We start from the raw sequence: 18855 nt of genomic DNA on the forward strand, positions 1-18855 counted from the left end.
CCGTGCGAGGGGGACCACGACTGCGCCGTGGCCCACGAGCCGCGCCCGCACCCGGTCCGCGCGACGCGGGAGCGGCCCCACCAGAAGGGCCGCCCCTGCCGCGATCTCACGATGTCGACGACGTGCGAGCGGACCAACATCTGCACCCTGCGCCGCCACGCGTGCCCGAGGCGGTGAGCCGCGCGGCGGGCTCAGCTGAGGGCCAGCATGCGATCGATCGGGACGCGCGCGCGCTCGCGCAGCTCGGGCGCCATCTCGAGGCGCGGGGCGAGGTCGCGCAGCGCGAGGTAGACCTTCTCGAGCGTGTTGAGCCGCATGAAGGGGCACTCGTTGCAGGCGCAGTTGCCCTCGGGCGGCCCCTCGATGAACTCCTTCTGCGGCGACGCCTTGCGCATCTGGTGCACGATGCCGCTCTCGGTCGCGACGATGTACTTCGCGGCGTCGTCCGCGATCGTGTACTTGAGGAGCGCGGTCGTCGAGCCGATGTAGTCGGCCATCCGCAGGATCGGCTCCTCGCACTCCGGGTGCGCGATGAGCTTCGCGTCCGGGTGGCGCTCGCGCAGCGCGACGATCTTGCGCAGGCTGAACGTCTCGTGCACGAGGCAGCTGCCCTGCCACAGGCGCATCGGGCGGCCCGTCCTCTCGATGAGCCAGCGCCCGAGGTTCTTGTCGGGCGCGAAGAGGATCTCCTGCCCCTCGGGGATCGCGCGGACGATCTTCTCGGCGTTCGACGACGTGCAGATGTAGTCGCTCTCCGCCTTCACCTCGGCGGAGCAGTTGATGTAGGAGATCGCGACCGCGCCGGGGTACCGGGCGCGCCAGGCGCGGAAGCGATCGACGGGGCAGCCGTCGGCGAGCGAGCAGCCGGCCTGCAGGTCGGGCACCACGACGATGCGCTCGGGGTTCAAGATCTTCGCCGTCTCGGCCATGAAGTGCACGCCGGCGAACAGGATGACGTCCGCGGTGGTCTTCTTGGCCTGCTGCGCCAGCTGGAGCGAGTCGCCGAGGAAGTCTGCGAGGTCCTGGATCTCGCCGTCCTGGTAGTAGTGGGCCAGGAGGACGGCGTTCCTCTCCCGCTTCAGGCGGCTGATCTCGTCGTGGAGATCCAGGCGCGGGTCGATGGCGGCAGGCTGGGGCGCGGCGCTCGTCATGGGATCCTAAGGTAGGCACCGCGCGCCTCCCTGACCAGGGCCCCCGGCCCGGGCCGCGCTCGCAGGCGCGCTCGCGGGCGCCGAGAGCCGGCCACGGCCCACGGCCAGCGTTGACAACGGCCGGCGCGGGCTCACGATCCGGGCGCCGCGGTGAGCCTTGGGGAGGCGCTCTCGTCGTGGGCGGCCCGCCATGTCCTTCCTGATCCCCCTCGCCCTGCTCGCCTTCGTCGTGCCGCTCGCCGTGGCCCTCCTCCGCGCGAATGAGCTATTTTACGTGCGCGTCGAGGGGCGCAACGTCCGGCTGCTCCGGGGCCGGCTGCCCCAACGCCTGCTCGACGACATCACGGACGTCCTCCGCGCGGCGCCGGTCGGACGGGGCGCGGTGCGGGTCGTGGTCGAGGACCGGAAGGCCCGGGTCCACGTGGAGGGGGACATCTCCCCGGAGCAGGCTCAGCAGCTGAGGAACACCGTGTCCCTGTGGCCGGTTCCCAAGATCCGCGCGGCCCCGAAGCGCCGCGTCGGCGCATGACCGCGCCGCGCCGACCAACGCTACCCTAACGAGTCAGTCCGCATGGCCGACGACAAGCCCAGAGACAAACCGCCGACCTCCAAGCTCGGGCGCCTCGCGCGCCTCGCCGGTCTCGCGCCCCGCACCCTCCCCTTCGCCATCGAGGGCGCGAAGCGCGCCCTCGGCGCGCCGCGGACCGACGAGGAGGAGGCCGAGGCGCGGCGGAGGATGACCCAGGAGGTGAAGAAGACCGCCGAGGCGATGCTGAAGACGCTCGGCGAGATGAAGGGCCTGCCGCTCAAGTTCGGCCAGATGGCGAGCTACATCGACGGGCTCGCGCCGCCGGGGTACGAGGAGAAGTTCCAGGCCACGCTGAAGAAGCTGCTCGACAAGGCGCCGCCCCTGTCGCCCGAGGCCGCGGAGCAGATGGTCATCCAGGAGCTCGGCACGCCGCCCCACGAGGTGTTCGCGGCGTGGGAGCGCGAGCCGTTCGCCGCGGCGAGCATCGGGCAAGTGCACCGGGCGACGACGAAGGCGGGGGAGCGGGTCGCCGTCAAGGTGCAGTACCCCGGCATGGACAGGGCCATCGAGAACGACCTGAAGAGCGTCTCGATGCTCGAGGCGATGATGGCGCCCATCGCCAAGAAGCTGCACGCCCGGCAGACCGTCGACGAGCTCCGCAAGGTCTTCCTGTCCGAGCTCGACTACGCGCGCGAGGCCGAGATGGCGGACCTGTTCCGCCGCATGAACGCCGGGGACGAGGACGTCTACGTTCCCCGCATTCACCACAGCCTCACCACGCGGCGGGTCATCACGCTCGAGTTCGTCGACGGCATGAGCTACGCCGAGTTCTGCGAGCGCGGCAGCCAGGAGGCGAAGAACCGCGCGGGCCTCTCCATCTGGCGCTTCACCTTCCGCTCGATGCTGCGGTACGGCTGGCTCTACGCCGATCCGCACCCCGGCAACTACCGCTTCCACGAGGACGGCCGGGTCGCGATCCTCGATTTCGGCTGCGTGAAGCAGCTCCCGCCCGACCTCGTGGCCGGCATGAAGCGCTACATGCGCGCCGCCATGGACGCGGACTGGAAGGAGTTCGACCGCGCCTGCGTGGAGGTGCTCGGCTACGATCCGAACGACGAGAGCTGGGATCTCTACCGGAGCTACACGATGGAGCTCATGGTCCCGCTGTGCACGCACGGGACCTGGAAGTGCTCCCCGGAGAAGGCGCGCGAGACCGTGGCCTACCTGACCCGCGGCATCCGGGGGCTCGCCTTCAAGGAGGGAGAGAAGATGCCCACCATCCCCCACGTGCCGAAGATGCCGCAGGACTTCACGTTCGTGAATCGGCTGCAGTGGGGGCTCGCGTCCGTGCTGGCGGGGCTCCGGACCGAGGCGGCGTTCCGGCCGACCATCGATCCCTGGGTGCGCGACGGCGTGCACCCGATCCCCGATTGAGCCAGGGCCGGCGGCAGGCTCGTCGGCGCCGGGAAGCCATGGGAAGTGAGACGATGTCGCCCCCGCCGCGGCTCTCACCTTGACCTCGATCCCGCGCGCTGTGACATTCGATCGGGGCATGGACGACGAGCGGGCGGCCTGCGAGAGGCGCGTAGGGACGACCCTGCGGGGCAAGTGGACGATCGATCGCCTCCTCGGGATCGGCGGGATGGCCGCCGTCTACGCCGCGACCCACAAGATCGGGCGGCGCGAGGCGATCAAGATCCTCCACCCCGAGGTGGCGCGCTCGAAGGACCTGCGCGCCCGGTTCGAGCGGGAGGCGCAGGCGGTCAATCGCTTCCGGCACCCCGGCGTGGTCGAGATCCGCGACATCGACATGACCGAGGACGGCGCGCCGTTCCTCGTGATGGAGCTCCTCGACGGCGAGTCGCTCGCCGACAGGCTCCAGCGGCTCGGCCACGTCGAGACGGGCGAGATGCTGCGCCTCATGGACGAGCTGCTCGACGTGCTCGGGGCGGCGCACGAGCAGGGGATCATCCACCGCGACATCAAGCTCGACAACCTCTTCGTCGAGCGGACCGGGCGCCTCAAGGTGCTCGATTTCGGCATCGCCCGCATGCGCGACGGCGTGAAGACGGCGATGCGGACCCGGACGGGCGCGACGCTCGGGACCGTGTCGTACATGGCCCCGGAGCAGGTGCGCGGCATCTCGGTCGACCACCGGGCGGACCTCTTCGCCGCGGGCGCGACGATGTTCCGGCTGATCGCGAAGCGGCGCATCCACGAGGCGCGCACGGAGTCCGAGCTGCTCGTGAAGATGGCGACCATGGCGGCGCCGCCGCTCGCGAGCGTCGCGCCGGAGGCGCCGCCTGGGCTGTGCGCCCTCGTGGACAGGGCGCTCGCGTTCGATCGCGACCGGCGCTACCCGGACGCCCGCACGATGCAGGCGGACATGCGGGCGCTCCTGCGCGGAGAGCCGCCGCCGTTCGCGTCGGCGCGGCTCGCGGCGGGGGACGCGCCGTCGGCGGGCGCGCCGCAGCCCTCGCCGATGCTCGCGGCGCCCGCCTCGGCGGAGGCGCCGGCCGAGCCGCCGCCGCGGCCGGCGGCCCCCTCGGGCGCGAGGTGGAACGAGATGGGGTCGGCGCCCGCGCTCGGGCCGGATCCCGGCCCCGGCGGAGCGACCTCGTGGGAGGCCGCCACGGTGGCGGCGCCCGGGGCCCAGGGCGCGAGCGCCATGGATGCCGCCCAGGCGCGCGGAGGCCATCCGAGCCTCGCGCAGATCGGCCCCGGCGCACCGAACGGGCCGCCGTCGGCCCTGCACAACACCGGCGCAGGCCACGCCGGAATGCACGGCGCGCCCGCCTCGCTCCACGGCGCCAGCGTGCCCCACGGCGCGCCGGCCGCGCTCCACAGCACCGGCGCCTCCTACGGCGCGCCCGCCGCGCTCCACAGCACCGGCGCCTCCTACGGCGCGCCCGCCGCGCTCCACAGCACCGGCGCCTCCTACGGCGCGCCCGCCGCGCTCCACAACACCGGCGCCTCCTACGGCGCCCCCGCCTCGCTCCACAACACCGGCGCCTCCTACGGCGCCGCCGGCGCGCCGCACGCTCCGAGCGCCCCGCACGGCGCGCCCGCCGCGCTCCACAACACCGGCGCGTCCTACGGCGCCCCCGCCGCGTCGCACGCCGCCAGCATGCCCCACAGCGCGCCGGCCTCGCTCCACAGCACCGGCGCGTCCTACGGCGCGCCCGCGTCGCAGCACGCCCCGAGCGCCGCCTACGGCGAGCCGCCGGCCGCCGGCTGGGCGCCGCGCCGCGCTCCGCCGAAGCAGCCGCCGAAGCTCGTGATCCTGCTCGCGATCGGCGGCGTGGCGCTCGTGATCGCGAGCGTGGTCGCGGTGTGGATGGCGCTCCGCGGCGAGCCCAAGAGCGATGCGATCCAGCACGACCTGCTCCCCGCGCAGAGCGCGAGCGAAAGGCCCACCCAGCTCTCCCCGTCCGAGATCGCCGACGAGCCGCCGCGCGCCCTCGAGGCGCCGGAGACGATGCGCCCGGACCCGCCCGGCGCCTCATCGAGCGCGCCGCCGCCCGTCAGCACGATCATCATCGACTTGAAGAAGAAGCGCCCGACGAGAAAGCCACATCAGGACTGAAGTCAACATCGCCGAACATGGAGCTCCGTCCCCTGATGGTCACGAGGACAACCGTGCGCGCTCGATCGATGCTCGTCGGGTCTGCGCTCGTGCTCATGCTCCCTGGCGCGTGCTCGGACCCGGCGCCCTTCAACCCGAGGCCCGACGCCGGCGGCGGCGGGGGCGGCGGCAGCGGCGGTGGCACCGGAGGCGCGCCGCTCTGCAGCGCCGGCGATGAGCAAGCTTGCTATCCCGGCCCTGCAGGCACCGAGGGCGTCGGGGTGTGCGCGGCGGGCGTGCGGAGGTGCCTGCCGGACGGCCAGGGCTTCGGCGACTGCGAGGGCGCCGTGGTCCCCAGGCTCGAGGACTGCAGCACCACCCTGGACGACGACTGCGACGGCGAGACGAACGAGGCCGACGCGGGGTGCGTGTGCACCCCGGGCCAGATCGAGACCTGCTACAGCGGCTCGGAGGACACGAAGGGCGTCGGGCTCTGCGCGCCGGGGCTCCGGATGTGCGACATCACGGGGACGTCGTGGCGGCCGTGCGCCGGCGAGGTCACCCCGACGACCGAGACGTGCGCGGACGACACCGACGAGGACTGCGACGGCTTCGCCTGCAGCGCGCCGCTCTGGTCGGCCCTCTACGGCGACCCGAACATCCAGAGCGCGACCGGCGTCGGCGTCGACGCGGACGGGAACATCTATATCGGCGGCACCTTCTCGGGGACCCTCAAGTTCGGCGACGAGACGCTGGTGAGCATCGGCACCGCCGACGTGTACGTCGCGAGCTTCGACGCGACCGGAGCCCACCGCTGGAGCGCGAGGATCGGCGGCAGCGGCGCCGAGACGCTCAACGGGCTCGCGGTGACGCCCGAAGGCAAGCTCGTCATCGGCGGGACGTTCTACGGGTCGTTCACGTTCGGCAGCGCGACGCTGAGGAGCGTCAACGCGCTCGACAGCTTCGTGGCCACGCTGGACAGAGACGGCACCCCCGGCTGGGCGCGCCAGATCGGGGACAGCGCGGATCAGACGCTGCGCTCCATCGCGGTGGACGCGGCCGGCAACGTCGTGATCGCCGGCTACTTCAGCGGATCGCTGCTCTGCTCGGCGCCGCCCCTCCCGGTCTGCGCCAGCAGCGAGGGCGGCACCGACATCTTCCTCCGGAAGTACGATCCGCTCGGCGCCGTCCTGTGGACCAGGATCTACGGGGACATCTCGAACCAGTTCGCCACCAGCGTGGCCGTCGACGCCGAGGGCAGCGTGTTCCTCACCGGCCGGTACAGCGGCACGCTGAGCGTCGGGAGCAGGCAGGTGCGGAACACCGGGCTCGGGCCGAACCTGTTCGTCCTCAAGCTCGACAGCAGCGGAAACGGCGTCTGGCTCTCGGACTACGGGGACACGGCCTCGCAGGCGGGCACCGGGATCGCCGTCACCCCGTCCGGCGCGGTGGTCGTGACGGGGACGTACCTGGGCAAGCTCGACTTCGGCCCTGGGCTGAGCCTCCGCGCCAACGACGCGCAGACGGCGTTCGTGGTGTCGCTCGCGCCCGACGGCACGCCCGTGTGGGCGCGGTCGTTCGCCGGCGACGGCTCGCAGGAGAGCATGGCGGTCGCCGCGGACGCAGCCGGCAACGTGGTGGTGACCGGCGCGGCGCAGGGCGTGATCGCGCTCGGCGACGAGCCGCTCCCGAGCGGCGGCGGCTTCGACGTCTTCGTCGCGAAGCTCGACCCGCAGGGCAAGACCCTCTGGGGGAAGGTGCTCGGCGCCGCCGGCAACCAGAAGTCGAACGCGGCGGCCATCTCGCCCGCGAACGGCACCATCGTGCTCTGCGGTACGGCCGAGGGGCGGATCGACTTCGGCCTCGGCGAGCACGCGGCGAACGGCACCGACGCGTTCGTCGTGAGCCTGTCGCCGTAGCCGCCGGGCGCCGCGGGCGCGCGCGTCGTGAGCCGCCGCCGCGGGCGCGCCGCGGCCCGGGTCACGCGGCGCCGCGGGCGCCCGCGGGGACGAGGTCGACGCGGCCGAGCTCCTCGTTCGTCGACGCGATGGCGGCGCGGATCGGCTCGCCGACGCCGTAGCGGCGGCTCGCGCCGACGAGCGCCTGGGCGACGGCGTCGATCCGGTACGGGCCGCCCGGCAGCGCTTCGAGCGCGATCGTGCCCGTCGCGCCGGACTCGACCATCTGGACGACGAGGCCGAACGGCTTGATGGACACGATGTTGCCCTCGATCTCCTCGCCGATCCGGGAGGCGAACAGGCGCGCCACGAGCATGCGGTGCCGCTCCGTCTCGGCCTTGCCGGCGCTGCGCGCCCGCGCGTTCAGGTGGTGGGCGAGCGACGCCAGCGCCTCGGCGTCCACGCGCTGATCGCGGCGGCCCTGGAGGTAGCCCTTGACGATGCGGTGCACGGCGAGGTCGGCATAGCGGCGGATCGGGGATGTGAAGTGCAGATACAGCGGGGCGCCGAGGCCGAAATGCAGGTCCGGGGTGGCCGTGTAGCGGGCCGGACCGAGCGCCTTGCCGAGCACGGTGCGGATGGCGGGCGCGAGCTCCGAGCCGCGGTACTGCGCCTCGAACGCCGCGAGGCCGAGGGGGCTCAGGCGCGGGCCGAACCCGGCCTCGACGCCGAAGTTGTGCGCGAAGTGCTCGAGCGCCCGGACGCGCTCCTCGGTGGGCTCGTCGTGGACGCGATAGATGCAGGGGAGCCCGCGCGCCACGAGCCAGCTGGCCACGGCCTCGTTCGCCGCCACCATCAGCCGCTCGACGAGGCGGTGCGCGCCCGTGTCGGAGCGCGGCGAGACGCCGGTCGGCTCGCGCGTCTCGGCGTCCAGCGTCACGTAGGCCTCATCGCGGTCGAGCTCGACGCCGCCGCGCGCGGCGCGGATCGTCGACAGCCGCGCGGCCGCGGTGCGGAGCCAGCGCACGACCGGCCACGCCGCCTCGGGGATGCCGGCGGACCGGCCCGTCGTGAGGAACTCCTCGACGGCGTCGTACGAGAGGCGGGCGTGCGAGCGGATCACGCTCTCGTGGAGATCGATCGCGGTGACGCCGCCCTCGGGATCGACGCGCAGCTCGGCCGTGACCGCGAGCCGATCGACCCCCGGGAGCAGGCTCGCCGCCTCGCTGGAGATCGACTCGGGGAGCATCGGGATGACGCGGCCGGCGAGGTAGACGCTCGTGCCGCGGGCGCGGGCCTCGAGATCGAGCGGCGAGCCCTCCTGGACGAACGCGTCCACGTCGGCGATCGACACGAAGACGCGGAGCGCGCCGTCGGGGCCGGCCGGCAGCACGGCGAGGGCGTCGTCGATGTCGGTGGTGACGGGCGCGTCGATCGTGACCGTGGTGAGCTCGCGCAGGTCGCGGCGGCCGCGCGCGAGCTCGCGCTCGATCGACACCGCCGCCGCCGCCGCGCGCGACGCCTCGACGACGTCGCCCGGGAACACGGCGCGCACGCCGTTGCGGGCGAGGCAGCGCTCGATGCCGAAATCGGCGCCCGGCGCGACGACGCGCGCCGGGACGACCGCCGCGCCCTCGATGACGGCGACCACCGCGGTGCCCTCGGCGAGGTCGTCGGCGGCGCCCGGCTTGAACGGCCAGTCCGTGTTGGAGACGAGGCGATCGACCCGGAGGTGCGGCCGCTTCGCGTGCGACACGACCGTCCCGAAGAGCTCGGCGCGCTCGCGATGGACGAGGGCGAGCTGCGACGCGCTGTAGCGGCCAGGCTCCGCCTCGACGACGACCGCGTCCACGACGTCGCCGTCGAGGAACGGGTTCAGATCGGGCGGCGTGATGAAGGCGGTCGCCGGGACCAGGGGCGGCCTGCCCGGCGCCCCTCCCTTCTCCGGAGAGGCCTCGATGTTCAGGAACCCGAAGCCGCGCGGGTTGACCGAGATGCGTCCACGAACCAGTGCGTGCATGGGCGCGGAAGGTACGCCAGGTCGCGGCGTTTTCGAGCGCGGTCTGCCCGGCGAGCCGCCGCATCGATGCCGAGGAGCGATCGCGCGGCGGGAAACAGGGGCGGCGCGCCCCCAGGGCACCACGTGCGCGCACATCGGAACACCGATTCTGGCTCAAGGCGCGCCGCGCAGCGCGGTGGAGACGCGATGTGCGCCAGCGCGACGGCGGCCGCGAGACCCTGCTGCAGAGACGCGGGCGTGTCGCCACGGCAAAGTACGCTCACCCACGTTCCGCTCCTCGGGATCGGCTTATACTCGGCACATCGTGGAAGAATCAGGGGACATCATCGAGCTAGCGCGTGTGATGCCTCGGGACCGCTTCGTCCGCAGGGTGACGAACCTGCTCCTCGTGGTGTCCGAGGCTGGTGCGGACAACCAGCAATTTGCCTTCCGGACGGTCGCCGCCTCGCCCGCGGCGCACCGCAAGCCGCCGCCTCCGCCCGGTCCGACCAGCGAGGTGTTCGAGGTCGCCAAGGCGAAGGGCAATCCGTATCCCGATCAGATCTCGGTGGGCCGCACGCGCAATTGCGATGTGGTGCTGCGCCACCCGTCGGTGTCGAAGCTGCACGCGCACTTCCGGCAGAATGCGCAGGGGCAGCTCGTGCTCATCGACAACGGCTCACAGAACGGGACCCGCGTGAACGGCAAGGTGCTCTCCGAGAACGAGCCGAGGGAGGTCGCGGTCGGCGATGTGATCCAGTTCGGCCGGCTCACGGCCTCGCTGCTCGACGCGGCGCGCCTCTTCGACGTGGTGCGGGAGCAGGCGCGCCTCGAGAGGGACCAGGCGAGCCGCTGAGCGCCGCGGCCGGCGGCGCTCAGAACCGGTATCCCACGGCGACGTTCGGGAGGAACATCGTGAACGTGCCGTGGGCCCGCTCCTCGAACACGACCTTCTTGCCCGGCGCGCAGTCGACCGTCGGGTCCGCCTCGTCGCACTCGGCGCCGACGACGTAGGTATTGCCCGTCTCGAGCGGCGGGCCGTCGACGAGGAAGAAGGCGACGCCGAGGCCGGCGCTGGCGGTGACGCGCCCGAGCTTCAGCCGCACCCTGAGCTCCGGCATCGCGAACGGGGCGGCGGCGCGGACGCCGTTGCCCGCGTTCTGCACGGCCACGGCGACGGTCCTCCGCGCGTCGGACGCCGCGCCGGTCACCGCGTCGCGCATCTCGGCCAGCACCACGCCGAGCCCGAGCGCGCCGCCGACGTCGAACCAGGACGACAGCCCGTAATGATAGCTGCCGCCGACCATCACGGTCACGCCGGCGAGGTCGATGTCGTCGTGGAACGTGTACCGGATGGGGAGCCGCTCCGTGCCCCCGCCCGGCGCGAGGAACGTCGCGTCGAGGGAGCGATCGAGCGCCGTGTGGAGGCTCAGGTACCCGGCCGTGAGCTCGATGGCGGCGCCGATCGGGAATTCGTAGCTGCCGCGCAGGCCGGCGAGGAAGCCGGAGGGGCGTGAGACGTTGGAGCAGCGGTAGCTGCCGCAGCTCCGCTCGGCGTCGCTCTCGAGCGACGAGGCGAAGGCATAGCCGGAGGCCGCCTCCAGCCGGAAGACACCGACCCTCCGCCCCCAGCGCGGGTGGGCCTCGTCGATGGCGAGCGGCAGGACGATATCGCCCGTCGTCGTCCGATCGACGGTCGTGCGGAGCGTGCGCGCGAAATAGCCCGGCTCGTGCGCCTCGAAGGTGTGGCGCCCGAGCGGCAGCGCCCCCCGCCACTGCCCCTTGCCGACCGGGACGCCGTTGATGGCCAGATCCGCGCTGAGCGGCTGGGTGACGACGCGGACCTCCTCGCCGAGCGGGCCCGCCTCGACCGTGGCGACCGCGAGCTGCCCCGCGACGACGTTCGCCTCGCGCGGCGCGGAGCCGAGGTTGCCCTTGCGCACCGAATAGAAATGCGGGCCGGGCGCGAGCGAGCCCTCCCACGGCAGCTGCCCGATGAGCGTGCCGTCGATGAAGAGCTCCGCGCCGACGAGCCGCTCGTCCTCGATCTTCAGCCGCCCCGTGTTGGCGAGCGGCTCGAGCTTCGCGTCCACCGAGGCGGTCTCGGCGACCCGGACGGTCAGGATCGCCTCGAACGTGCGCCAGCCGTCCTTGACGACGCGGAGCGTGTGGTCCCCGGGGAGCAGCCGGATCGGGCCGGAGACGGGGAGGCGTCCGCGCGGCCTGCCGTCGATGAGCACCAGGCCATCGACGTTCGACGAGACGAGGACGCTGCCGATCCGCGCCCTCAGCGCGGCGATCGTGGACGCGACGCTCTTGCGCTCCGGCTCGCCGAGCTCGGCGCGAAAATCGGTGAGCAGCGCCTCGTAGAGCCCGAGCGCCTCGTCGTAACGCCCGAGCTGATCGAGGCAGAACGCGGCGTTGAGGGTGTTGGGCACCGACGCGACGAGGCGGCGCGAGCGCAGGTAGAGCTCGAGCGCGCGCTGGCAGTCGCCGCTCTTGCGCAGCTCGTTCCCCTCCTGAAAGAGCGCCTTGGCCCGGGCGAGCGCCTCGTCGGCCGACACGGAGGACGCGGGCGATGCGGAGGGCGTCGGCGGTGCCGCGGTGGGCGCCGGCGCTGCGGTGGGCGGCGCCGGCTCGGGCTGCGCGAGGGCCGGCGGCGCAGGCGCCGCGAGCGCCGCGAGCGCCGCGGCGAGCGCGGACACCGCGACGGAGCGCCGCGCGGCGCGAGGGGCGCGCGCCGTCCGGATCACCACCGATCGACCGGCATCACCGCGGTCGGGGCCGGCGGGGCCCCGGGCGCCCCCGTGGAGGACGTGGACGCATCGGCCGGCGCGGAGGAGCCGCGCGGCGCGCGGCGCGGCCGGTCGCGGCGCGGGGCCGGCGCGGACGCCGCGGCCGAGGCGGAGGCCGGCGCGGGCGGCTGGAGCTCGATGCGATCGGGCCGGAGCCGGCCGTCGCTCAGCATGAACACCGTCTCCCGCGTTGTCGCGCCGCCGCGGCTCACCTCGACCTCGAACGTATCGCCGGCCTGGCCGGTCAGGTCGAGCCGGCCATCGCGCACCGGGCGCTCGGCGCCGTTGACCCGCACCGTCGCCTCCTTCGGGAGCGTCACGACCGCCGTGAAGGACGCGGGCGCGGGCGTCGGCGCGGACGCGGGCGTCGGCGCAGGCGCGGCGGGCGGCGCGGGCTCGCGCTGCGCGGCGGGCGGCGCGCGCACCTCGCCGCCGGTCGAGGCGCGCAGCGCGAGGCCGCCGCCGACCGCGGCGAGGGCGACCGCCGTGACCGCCGCCCCGACGAAGCGCCGCCGCGCGGCGCCCGCAGGCGCCTGCGACGCCGTGAACGAGCTGCCGCCGATCGAGCGCTCTTCCCCCTCGGCGGAGCGGGCGAGCCTCGACTCGCTGCGCAGCGCGGACATCGGGGCGGCGCCGGCGCGCCGCTCCGCGTCGATGCCGCGCAGCTGATCCAGCGTGACGACCTCGGTGCCCTCCGCGTGCGGCGCGAGCGCGGCGATCAGCTGCTCCATGCTCTGCCAGCGCTCGCCGGGATCGCGCTTCAGGCCGCGGTGCACGACGGCGGCGAGGGCCGGATCGAGCCACGGCGCGGCCGCGGCGAGCGGCGGCACGCGCTCGGTACAGATCGACAGCAGCAGCTCGGCGAGCGAGGCGTTCGGATCCCAGGGGCAGCTCCCGCAGAGCGCCTGGTAGAGCGAGACGGAGAGGCTCCAGACGTCGGAGCGGCGATCGACGTCCTTCGCCATCTTCGCCTGCTCGGGCGACATGTAGATCGGCGACCCGAGCACGCCGCCGGCGCGCGTGAGCTCGTGCGAGACGCCGTCGCCGGTGCGCTTCGCGATGCCGAAATCGCAGACCTTGACCACGAGCCGGCGGTCGCTCGAGGACGGCGGGCGGATCGAGCCGGACGGGCGGCGGGTCGACGGCGGCGGCCGGATCGAGCCGGAGAGGCGCTGGCCGGAGGGCGGCGGCCTCACCGAGCTCGAGCCGCGGCGGGTGGACGGCGGCGCCGTCGCGAGGGCGCCGCGCTGGGTGGACGGCGGCGGCGCGATCGAGCTCGACGCCCGGCTCGCCGCGCCCTCGAACGGCGCGTGCAGGAAGAGGTTCGCCGGCTTGATGTCCCGGTGCACGATCCCCTCGGCGTGCGCCGCCGCGAGCCCGCGCGCCGCCTGGAGGAAGACGCGCACGACCGGCGCCGGCTCGAGCGGCCCGCGCATCCTGAGGAGCTTGGCGAGATCGACGCCGTGCAAGAGCTCCATGATGATGAACGGGGTCGCGAGCGTGAGATCCGTCCCGAGCTCGAACGTCTTGACCACGTGCGGGCTCTGGATCGCGGTCACCGCGCGCGCCTCGCGGATGAAGCGGCGCACGGCGTGGTCGTCCTGCCCGACGGCGCTCTTGAAGATGACCTTGGCCGCGACCCGCCGCCCCTCCGGCGACTCCGCCTCGTAGACGGCGCCCATGCCGCCGCGCCCGATCAGGCGGCGCACCGCGTACCGGCCGCCGAGCTCGCGGCCGACGAGCGGATCGGTCTCGGCGCCGGCGCGCTCGGCGATCGCCTCGCGCAGCTCGGGGTCGAGCGGCCTCAGCATGTCGATCGTGATCCGCTCCTCGCCGCCGGAGGCGGCGCGCAGCGCCTCGGCGAACGCCTCGATCGACGGGTAGCGCCGGTCCACGTCGCTGTGCAACGCGAGCGAGAGCGCGGTCGCGAGGCGCGCCTCGATCCACGGGGCGCGGTCCTGGATCGACGGCAGCTGCGCGAGGGGCGACGGCGGCGCGTCCGCCGCCGTGTCCGCCGGGCCGAAGTCGACGGTGTCCGCCGTGACGTCGAGCTCGGCCCACGGCGAGACGCCGCAGAGCATCTCGTAGAGCGTCGCCGCCAGGCCGAACACGTCGCCGCGGACGTCCGCGGCGCGATCCCGCGGCCCCGACTCGTCGCGCTGGGGACCGGTGCTCCTCGCCTTGCCCGGGTCGGAGGTGGCCGTGTCGTAGCCCTTCGAGAGCCCGAAGCCGAAGACGCGGACCAGGATCTCGCCGCTCGGGAGGTGCTCCAGGAAGAGGCGCGGCGGGCGGACGTCGCGGTAAACGAGGCCCGCGGCGTGGACCGCCGAGAGCCCCGCGGCGGCCTGGAGCGCGATCCGCACGGCGACCTCGGGCGCGAGCGGACCCGTCTCGGCGAGGAGGGCGGCGACGTCGGTGCCGTCGAGCAGCGGCATCACGAGGTAGGCGAGATCTCGCTCGAGGTCGTGGCCGGCGTCGACGATCGGGACGACGTGGGCGTTGTCGAGCTTCGACGTGACGCTCGCCTCGCGGCTGAGCCGCGACAGCGTGTCCTCGGTGACGACCTCGGGCCGCAGGACCTTCAGCGCGACGCGGCGGCCCGAGGGGCTCCGCGCCTCGAACACGACGCCGAACCCCTGCGCGGAGAGGACGCGGACGATCCGATATCCCCCGGTGAGCGCGCCCCCCACGAGCCCCGTCGGATCCGCCAGAGTTGCTGTCCGGCCCATCACCTCAAGCATACGACGGCCCATCGCGCCCCACAAAGCGTGAGTATCGGGCGACCTCGGAGGCGCGCTGCGCGGGGGCGCCGCACCGACGCGGAGCGCCGGCCACGCACCTACAACGACGCCATGCCGCGAGCGGCCGCGCCGCGCCGCAGCGTCGCCGCCGAATGTAGGCGCGGCAACCGCAGATAACGCGGTAACCGGACTCCCGGAGACGCAGTAAGTCTATTGAATCATGGAAGATTGTCCTTGCCGGTAGACGACTCGCAACATTAGATTTGCCAGCATCGGATTCACCGCCGCTCGGCCAGGATCTGGGCAGGACTGGTTGATCTCACGGACGCGCGCCGACGCGCGCCTCCCCCGCCGGGGGAGCTGGAGGCACCATGACCCTGCGATCCCTCGGGCCGGCGCTCGCCGTCCTTTCGGCATGTCTCGTCGCCACGCTCCTCCTCGCGCGCCCGGCGCTCGCCAAGGGCTCTCGCGTCGACGAGCAGCTCGAGGCGACGCTCGCCCGATACGGCTTCACCGGAGAGATCGAGTCGACGCTGGAGTCGCGCCTCGGGCGAAAGCTCGACCGGAAGCTGGCGAAGCTCGGGCGTGAGCTGTTCTTCGACAGCATCCTCGGCCTGAACGACGACAACTCGTGCTCAGGGTGCCACTCGCCCACTGCGGGCTTCGCCGACACACAGTCGATCGCCATCGGCATCGAGAACAACGGCGTCGTCGGGCCGCGCCGCGCGGGGCCGCGCAACCAGCGCCGCGCGCCCACCGTCATCAACACCGCCTTCTACCCCACCCTGATGTGGAACTCGCGGTTCTTCGCCGTGTCCGGCGACCCCTTCGACAACAGCGAGGGCTTCTCGTTCACCTCGCCGGAGGGGATGTCGCTCTCTTCCCTGCCCCACCTGCTCACCGCGCAGGCGTTCATCCCGCCGGCCGAGATCGCCGAGATGACCGGGTACGAGGCGCCGGCGTCGCACGATGTCGTGCGCGAGGAGGTCGCGGCGCGCGTGAACGACGTCGAGGCGTACCGCCGCCGGTTCGGCAAGCGCTTCGACGCGGTGAAGCGCGGAAAGCCCGTCACCTACGAGATGATCGCCGCCGCCATCGCCGAGTTCGAGATGTCGCTCACGTTCGCCGACGCGCCCATCGACAGGTTCGCCCGCGGCCGGCGGAACGCGATGACGCTGGAGCAGAAGCGCGGCGCGCTGCTCTTCTTCGGCGAGGCGGGGTGCGTCCGCTGCCACGCGGTGTCGGGGCCGTCGAACGAGATGTTCAGCGACTTCCAGCAGCACGCCATCGGCGTCCCGCAGATCGCGCCGACCGACGATCCGGCGCTCTCGAACGTGGTCTTCGACGGCCCGAACGCCGATGAGGACTTCGGGCTCGAGCAGGTCACGGGCGACCCGGCCGACCGGTACAAGTTCAGGACCCCGCCGCTGCGCAACGTCGCCCTCCAGCCCACGTTCTTCCACAACGGCTCGTTCACGTCGCTGGAGGGCGCCATCCGCCACCACCTCGACGTCTACACGTCCGCCACGGAGTACACGAACGCCCACCTCGATCGGGATCTGCGGGGCGAGATGGGCCCGCTCGCGCCGGTGCTCGCCGCCGTCGACCCCCTGCTGGAGGAGCCGATCGAGCTCTCGGAGCAGGAGATCCGCTGGCTCACCGCCTTCGTCGGCGAGGCGCTGCTCGACCCGCGCGCGACGCCGAAGCGGCTCAGGAAGCTCATCCCGGACGAGGTCCCGAGCGGGCGCCCGGTCCACCGCTTCCAGTAGCCGCGGCCGGGTCGCCGGCGCTCCGCCGGACGCGCAGCTCGCGGGGTCTCCCTCGCCGGTGGCTAGCTGCGCTCGAGGCAGCTGTTCAGCGACTCCAGCTGGATGCTGCACTCCTCCTCGTACTTCGCCGGATCGCAGTTGTCCTCGGCGTGGTTTCGGCACTCGAGGTAGGACTCCCACGCGTCCTCGCAGCCAGCCTCCTCGGCCTCCTCCGTCTCGGCGCCGCAGGCGTCCAGGCAGCTGTCCTCCGTCATGGGATCGCCCGGGCACTCCACCGCTCGCTCGCAGAGCTCAGGACAACCCTCCTCGCCGTGGCCGCCGCTGCAGGCGGCGAGGGCGAGCGCGGCGAGCGCCATGCGTGTCATCACCTTCATCGGGCCATCGTACCATGAGCGCGGCGCCGCGCGCGCCGGCGCGGGCCCCGGAGAGAGGAGCCCCGCCGCCGGAACCGCGCGGGGCGCCCTCGCCGGAGAGGGCGCGGCTCAGGGCAGGAGCCGGGAGATGAAGCTCCACTTCGTCGAGCGGCCGGACTTCATCGCGAGGACCGTGGTCACGCCGATGACCCCCGCCGTGAGGGCGATGTTGAGCGGCCCCATGACGTCGAGGAGCCGCAGCAGGCCCGCGGCCTTCGGGGGCGTGCGCGGCGACGGCGTGTCGCCGTCCCGGACCGGCACGGCGCGGCCGGGCGCCTGCTCGCTCATCTCACGTCCGCTCACCATGTTGACGAGGCTCGTCGCGAGGGTCGCGCCGAGCAGGATGTCCTTCAAACGCACCAGACTCCGGGTCTCCTCGTCGATCGATCGCCCCGAGATCATCGTCCGCCCGATAAACCACGTGGCCGCGGCGGTGCCCAGCGAGATCGCGTTGACGAGGTTATATCGTTGCCACGCGTCGGCGAGCACCTTGCCGCGCTCGGCCTCGGAATGGATATCCTTGACCGCCTGGTGCAGCGCCAGCCGGCCGAAGAGAGGGCCGCCGAACCCCGCGGCCAGACCGAGCTCATGCAGTACCCATGCAGACGTCGAGAGTGTTGCCATATCGTTCCACCTCGCCGCGACGCACCAAGCAAGATTGTGCCCAGCGCCGGACCGCGCTCCGTGATCCAGGCCGACGCAGGCGCGCCGACCCAGCGGCGCGCCCGCCCGCGCGAGAGGACAAGGCGCGCGCACCCGGCGAGCGCGCCGGGTCGGCCCTGCTCCTCGCGGCGAGCGGCCGAGTCGCGACGAGCGGCCGAGTCGCGGCGAGCGGCCGAGTCGCGGCGAGCGGCCGAGTCGCGGCGAGCGGCCGAGTCGCGGCGAGCGGCCGAGTCGCGGCGAGCGGCCGACCCGGCGCGCGCCGCGCGCGCTGAGACATTCGCTCACGGCCGGGCGGGGCGGGACGTGGGAGGCCTCCTTCACGGAACTCTCTCCGGACGAACGCGCACGGAGCCCTCGCTCCGGACGAACGCGACAACCTCCCCCACGCGGCGCCCTGCGGCAGAGTGCGCCAGTCTGGGCCATTTTTGTGACCGCTGGCCACCCCATGAGGCAATTTGCCTCACATTGCGGTGCCAGCGGCGACGCGAGCACAGCAGGTTGCGAGCCCCGCGCCGCTCCGTGGGGCGTCGGCGCGCATCGTGCTTCCGCGCCCGGCCAGGCACGCGCGCCAAGGCCGCGGGCGCGGGAAGGGGAGCACCATGGACAAGCTGAACGGCGGACCGAGGACCTTCGAGCCGACCGAGCCAAGAGGGGCGCCCGGGCGCTCGGCGGACGGCGGACCGCCGCCGCACGGCGTGGCCCGGGGCGAGGGGCGCGGGCCGGCGACGTTCGTGTCGGCGTCGGCGACCGGGGACGTGCGCGGCGCGCAGCCGGCGGCGCTCGGCGACAGGACGGCGCTCGAGATGCACTCGGCCTTCTTCGACAGGAACCACGACGGGATCATCACGCTCCGCGAGACCTATGAAGGGCTCCGCGCGATCGGGATCGGACGGGTGCTCTCCGCGTGGTTCGCGCTCGTCATCAACGGGGCGCTCGGGCTCCCGACGTCCCGATCGTTCGTTCCCACCCTCTCGATCACGCTCGAGAACATCCACCGAGCGAAGCACGCGAGCGACACGGGCGTCTACGACAAGGACGGCAGGTTCGACCCGCAGAAGTTCGAAGAGCTGTTCGCGCGCTGGGACAAGGACCGCGACGGCGCCCTGAACGCGCGCGAGCTCGTGGCGCGCACGCTGGGAGATCGCGACCTGCTCGACGTGTTCGGGTTCCTCGCGTCGGCGGGCGAGTGGGCGGTGCTCTATGCGCTCGCCGGCAAAGGGGGGAAGCTGACGCGCGAGCAGCTGCGCCGGATGTACGACGGGACGCTCTTCTACGAGCTCGAGCGAGAGACGCATGCCGCCCGAAGAAGCGCGAGCGCGCCGGCGTGATCCG

14 protein-coding genes (1 of these 14 running past the window's edge) are annotated in these 18855 nt (G+C 73.3%); 8 read left to right on the forward strand and 6 right to left on the reverse strand.

All coding sequences use genetic code 11. The features are described 5' to 3' along the window. A protein-coding gene (locus tag WMF20_RS41700) for a hypothetical protein (protein WP_437607234.1) crosses the window boundary here: on the forward strand, positions 1 to 177 show its final stretch. It extends 411 nt beyond the left edge of the window; only the last 177 of its 588 coding nucleotides appear in the window; its start codon lies beyond the left edge, outside the window; the stop codon is at positions 175 to 177. A gap of 14 nt (positions 178 to 191) precedes the next feature. On the opposite strand, the gene nadA is transcribed toward WMF20_RS41700, so the two are convergent. Then, complete coding sequence (gene nadA / locus WMF20_RS41705) at positions 192 to 1151, reverse strand: quinolinate synthase NadA (RefSeq protein ID WP_437607235.1); 960 nt, start codon at positions 1149 to 1151, stop codon at positions 192 to 194. Between the two features lie 190 nt (positions 1152 to 1341). On the opposite strand from nadA, the gene WMF20_RS41710 reads away from it, so the two are divergent. The 4 genes from WMF20_RS41710 to WMF20_RS41725 all read left to right on the forward strand — a co-directional run bounded on the left by WMF20_RS41710 (position 1342) and on the right by WMF20_RS41725 (position 7164). Further along, on the forward strand, positions 1342 to 1680 hold the full coding sequence (locus tag WMF20_RS41710; protein WP_437607236.1) for a DUF3634 family protein: 339 nt from the start codon (positions 1342 to 1344) through the stop codon (positions 1678 to 1680). A 42-nt stretch (positions 1681 to 1722) separates the two neighbouring features. Continuing rightward, on the forward strand, positions 1723 to 3114 hold the full coding sequence (locus tag WMF20_RS41715) for an ABC1 kinase family protein (protein ID WP_437607237.1): 1392 nt from the start codon (positions 1723 to 1725) through the stop codon (positions 3112 to 3114). A gap of 118 nt (positions 3115 to 3232) precedes the next feature. Beyond that, positions 3233 to 5266, forward strand: coding sequence for a protein kinase domain-containing protein (locus WMF20_RS41720; protein WP_437607238.1), 2034 nt, complete (start codon positions 3233 to 3235; stop codon positions 5264 to 5266). Between the two features lie 53 nt (positions 5267 to 5319). Further along, positions 5320 to 7164, forward strand: coding sequence for a hypothetical protein (locus WMF20_RS41725; protein ID WP_437607239.1), 1845 nt, complete (start codon positions 5320 to 5322; stop codon positions 7162 to 7164). A gap of 61 nt (positions 7165 to 7225) precedes the next feature. Here the strand turns inward: WMF20_RS41725 and WMF20_RS41730 are convergent, their stop codons facing one another. Then, positions 7226 to 9163, reverse strand: coding sequence for a ribonuclease R family protein (locus tag WMF20_RS41730; protein ID WP_437607240.1), 1938 nt, complete (start codon positions 9161 to 9163; stop codon positions 7226 to 7228). Positions 9164 to 9506: 343 nt separating this feature from the next. Between WMF20_RS41730 and WMF20_RS41735 the strand changes: the two genes are divergently transcribed. Further along, positions 9507 to 9998: an FHA domain-containing protein gene (locus WMF20_RS41735; protein WP_129579486.1), complete on the forward strand. Its 492-nt coding sequence runs from the start codon at positions 9507 to 9509 to the stop codon at positions 9996 to 9998. Between the two features lie 19 nt (positions 9999 to 10017). Here the strand turns inward: WMF20_RS41735 and WMF20_RS41740 are convergent, their stop codons facing one another. Then, positions 10018 to 11895 carry a PEGA domain-containing protein gene (locus tag WMF20_RS41740; RefSeq protein WP_437607241.1) on the reverse strand — a complete coding sequence of 626 codons (1878 nt, stop codon included), beginning with the start codon at positions 11893 to 11895 and terminating at the stop codon, positions 10018 to 10020. Then, on the reverse strand, positions 11892 to 14666 hold the full coding sequence (locus WMF20_RS41745) for a protein kinase domain-containing protein (RefSeq protein ID WP_437607242.1): 2775 nt from the start codon (positions 14664 to 14666) through the stop codon (positions 11892 to 11894). The genes WMF20_RS41740 and WMF20_RS41745 overlap by 4 nt, the downstream gene beginning before the upstream one ends. Positions 14667 to 15049: 383 nt before the next feature. Between WMF20_RS41745 and WMF20_RS41750 the strand changes: the two genes are divergently transcribed. Then, positions 15050 to 16447 carry a cytochrome-c peroxidase gene (locus WMF20_RS41750; protein WP_437607243.1) on the forward strand — a complete coding sequence of 466 codons (1398 nt, stop codon included), beginning with the start codon at positions 15050 to 15052 and terminating at the stop codon, positions 16445 to 16447. A 62-nt stretch (positions 16448 to 16509) separates the two neighbouring features. Here WMF20_RS41750 and WMF20_RS41755 read toward each other — a convergent pair whose 3' ends face one another. Both WMF20_RS41755 and WMF20_RS41760 read right to left on the reverse strand, forming a co-directional pair. Beyond that, complete coding sequence (locus tag WMF20_RS41755) at positions 16510 to 16821, reverse strand: hypothetical protein (protein WP_129579490.1); 312 nt, start codon at positions 16819 to 16821, stop codon at positions 16510 to 16512. A 108-nt stretch (positions 16822 to 16929) separates the two neighbouring features. After that, on the reverse strand, positions 16930 to 17484 hold the full coding sequence (locus WMF20_RS41760) for a hypothetical protein (protein ID WP_129579491.1): 555 nt from the start codon (positions 17482 to 17484) through the stop codon (positions 16930 to 16932). Positions 17485 to 18122: 638 nt separating this feature from the next. On the opposite strand from WMF20_RS41760, the gene WMF20_RS41765 reads away from it, so the two are divergent. Continuing rightward, positions 18123 to 18851, forward strand: a complete 729-nt coding sequence (locus WMF20_RS41765) for a caleosin family protein (protein WP_437607244.1) — start codon at positions 18123 to 18125, stop codon at positions 18849 to 18851. Positions 18852 to 18855: the final 4 nt, after the last annotated feature.

The organism is Sorangium sp. So ce834 (genome assembly GCF_051521425.1).
In the GTDB taxonomy this organism is placed as follows: Bacteria; Myxococcota_A; Polyangia; order Polyangiales; family Polyangiaceae; genus Sorangium; species Sorangium cellulosum_D.

Bases quoted from the DNA above. Each gene is read 5' to 3' on its own strand.
- nadA (WP_437607235.1), bottom strand. From the start codon at position 1,151: ATGACGAGCGCCGCGCCCCAGCCTGCCGCCATCGACCCGCGCCTGGAT.
- WMF20_RS41710 (WP_437607236.1), top strand. From the start codon at position 1,342: ATGTCCTTCCTGATCCCCCTCGCCCTGCTCGCCTTCGTCGTGCCGCTC.
- WMF20_RS41715 (WP_437607237.1), top strand. From the start codon at position 1,723: ATGGCCGACGACAAGCCCAGAGACAAACCGCCGACCTCCAAGCTCGGG.
- WMF20_RS41720 (WP_437607238.1), top strand. From the start codon at position 3,233: ATGGACGACGAGCGGGCGGCCTGCGAGAGGCGCGTAGGGACGACCCTG.
- WMF20_RS41730 (WP_437607240.1), bottom strand. From the start codon at position 9,163: ATGCACGCACTGGTTCGTGGACGCATCTCGGTCAACCCGCGCGGCTTC.
- WMF20_RS41735 (WP_129579486.1), top strand. From the start codon at position 9,507: ATGCCTCGGGACCGCTTCGTCCGCAGGGTGACGAACCTGCTCCTCGTG.
- WMF20_RS41745 (WP_437607242.1), bottom strand. From the start codon at position 14,666: ATGGGCCGGACAGCAACTCTGGCGGATCCGACGGGGCTCGTGGGGGGC.
- WMF20_RS41750 (WP_437607243.1), top strand. From the start codon at position 15,050: ATGACCCTGCGATCCCTCGGGCCGGCGCTCGCCGTCCTTTCGGCATGT.
- WMF20_RS41755 (WP_129579490.1), bottom strand. From the start codon at position 16,821: ATGAAGGTGATGACACGCATGGCGCTCGCCGCGCTCGCCCTCGCCGCC.
- WMF20_RS41760 (WP_129579491.1), bottom strand. From the start codon at position 17,484: ATGGCAACACTCTCGACGTCTGCATGGGTACTGCATGAGCTCGGTCTG.
- WMF20_RS41765 (WP_437607244.1), top strand. From the start codon at position 18,123: ATGGACAAGCTGAACGGCGGACCGAGGACCTTCGAGCCGACCGAGCCA.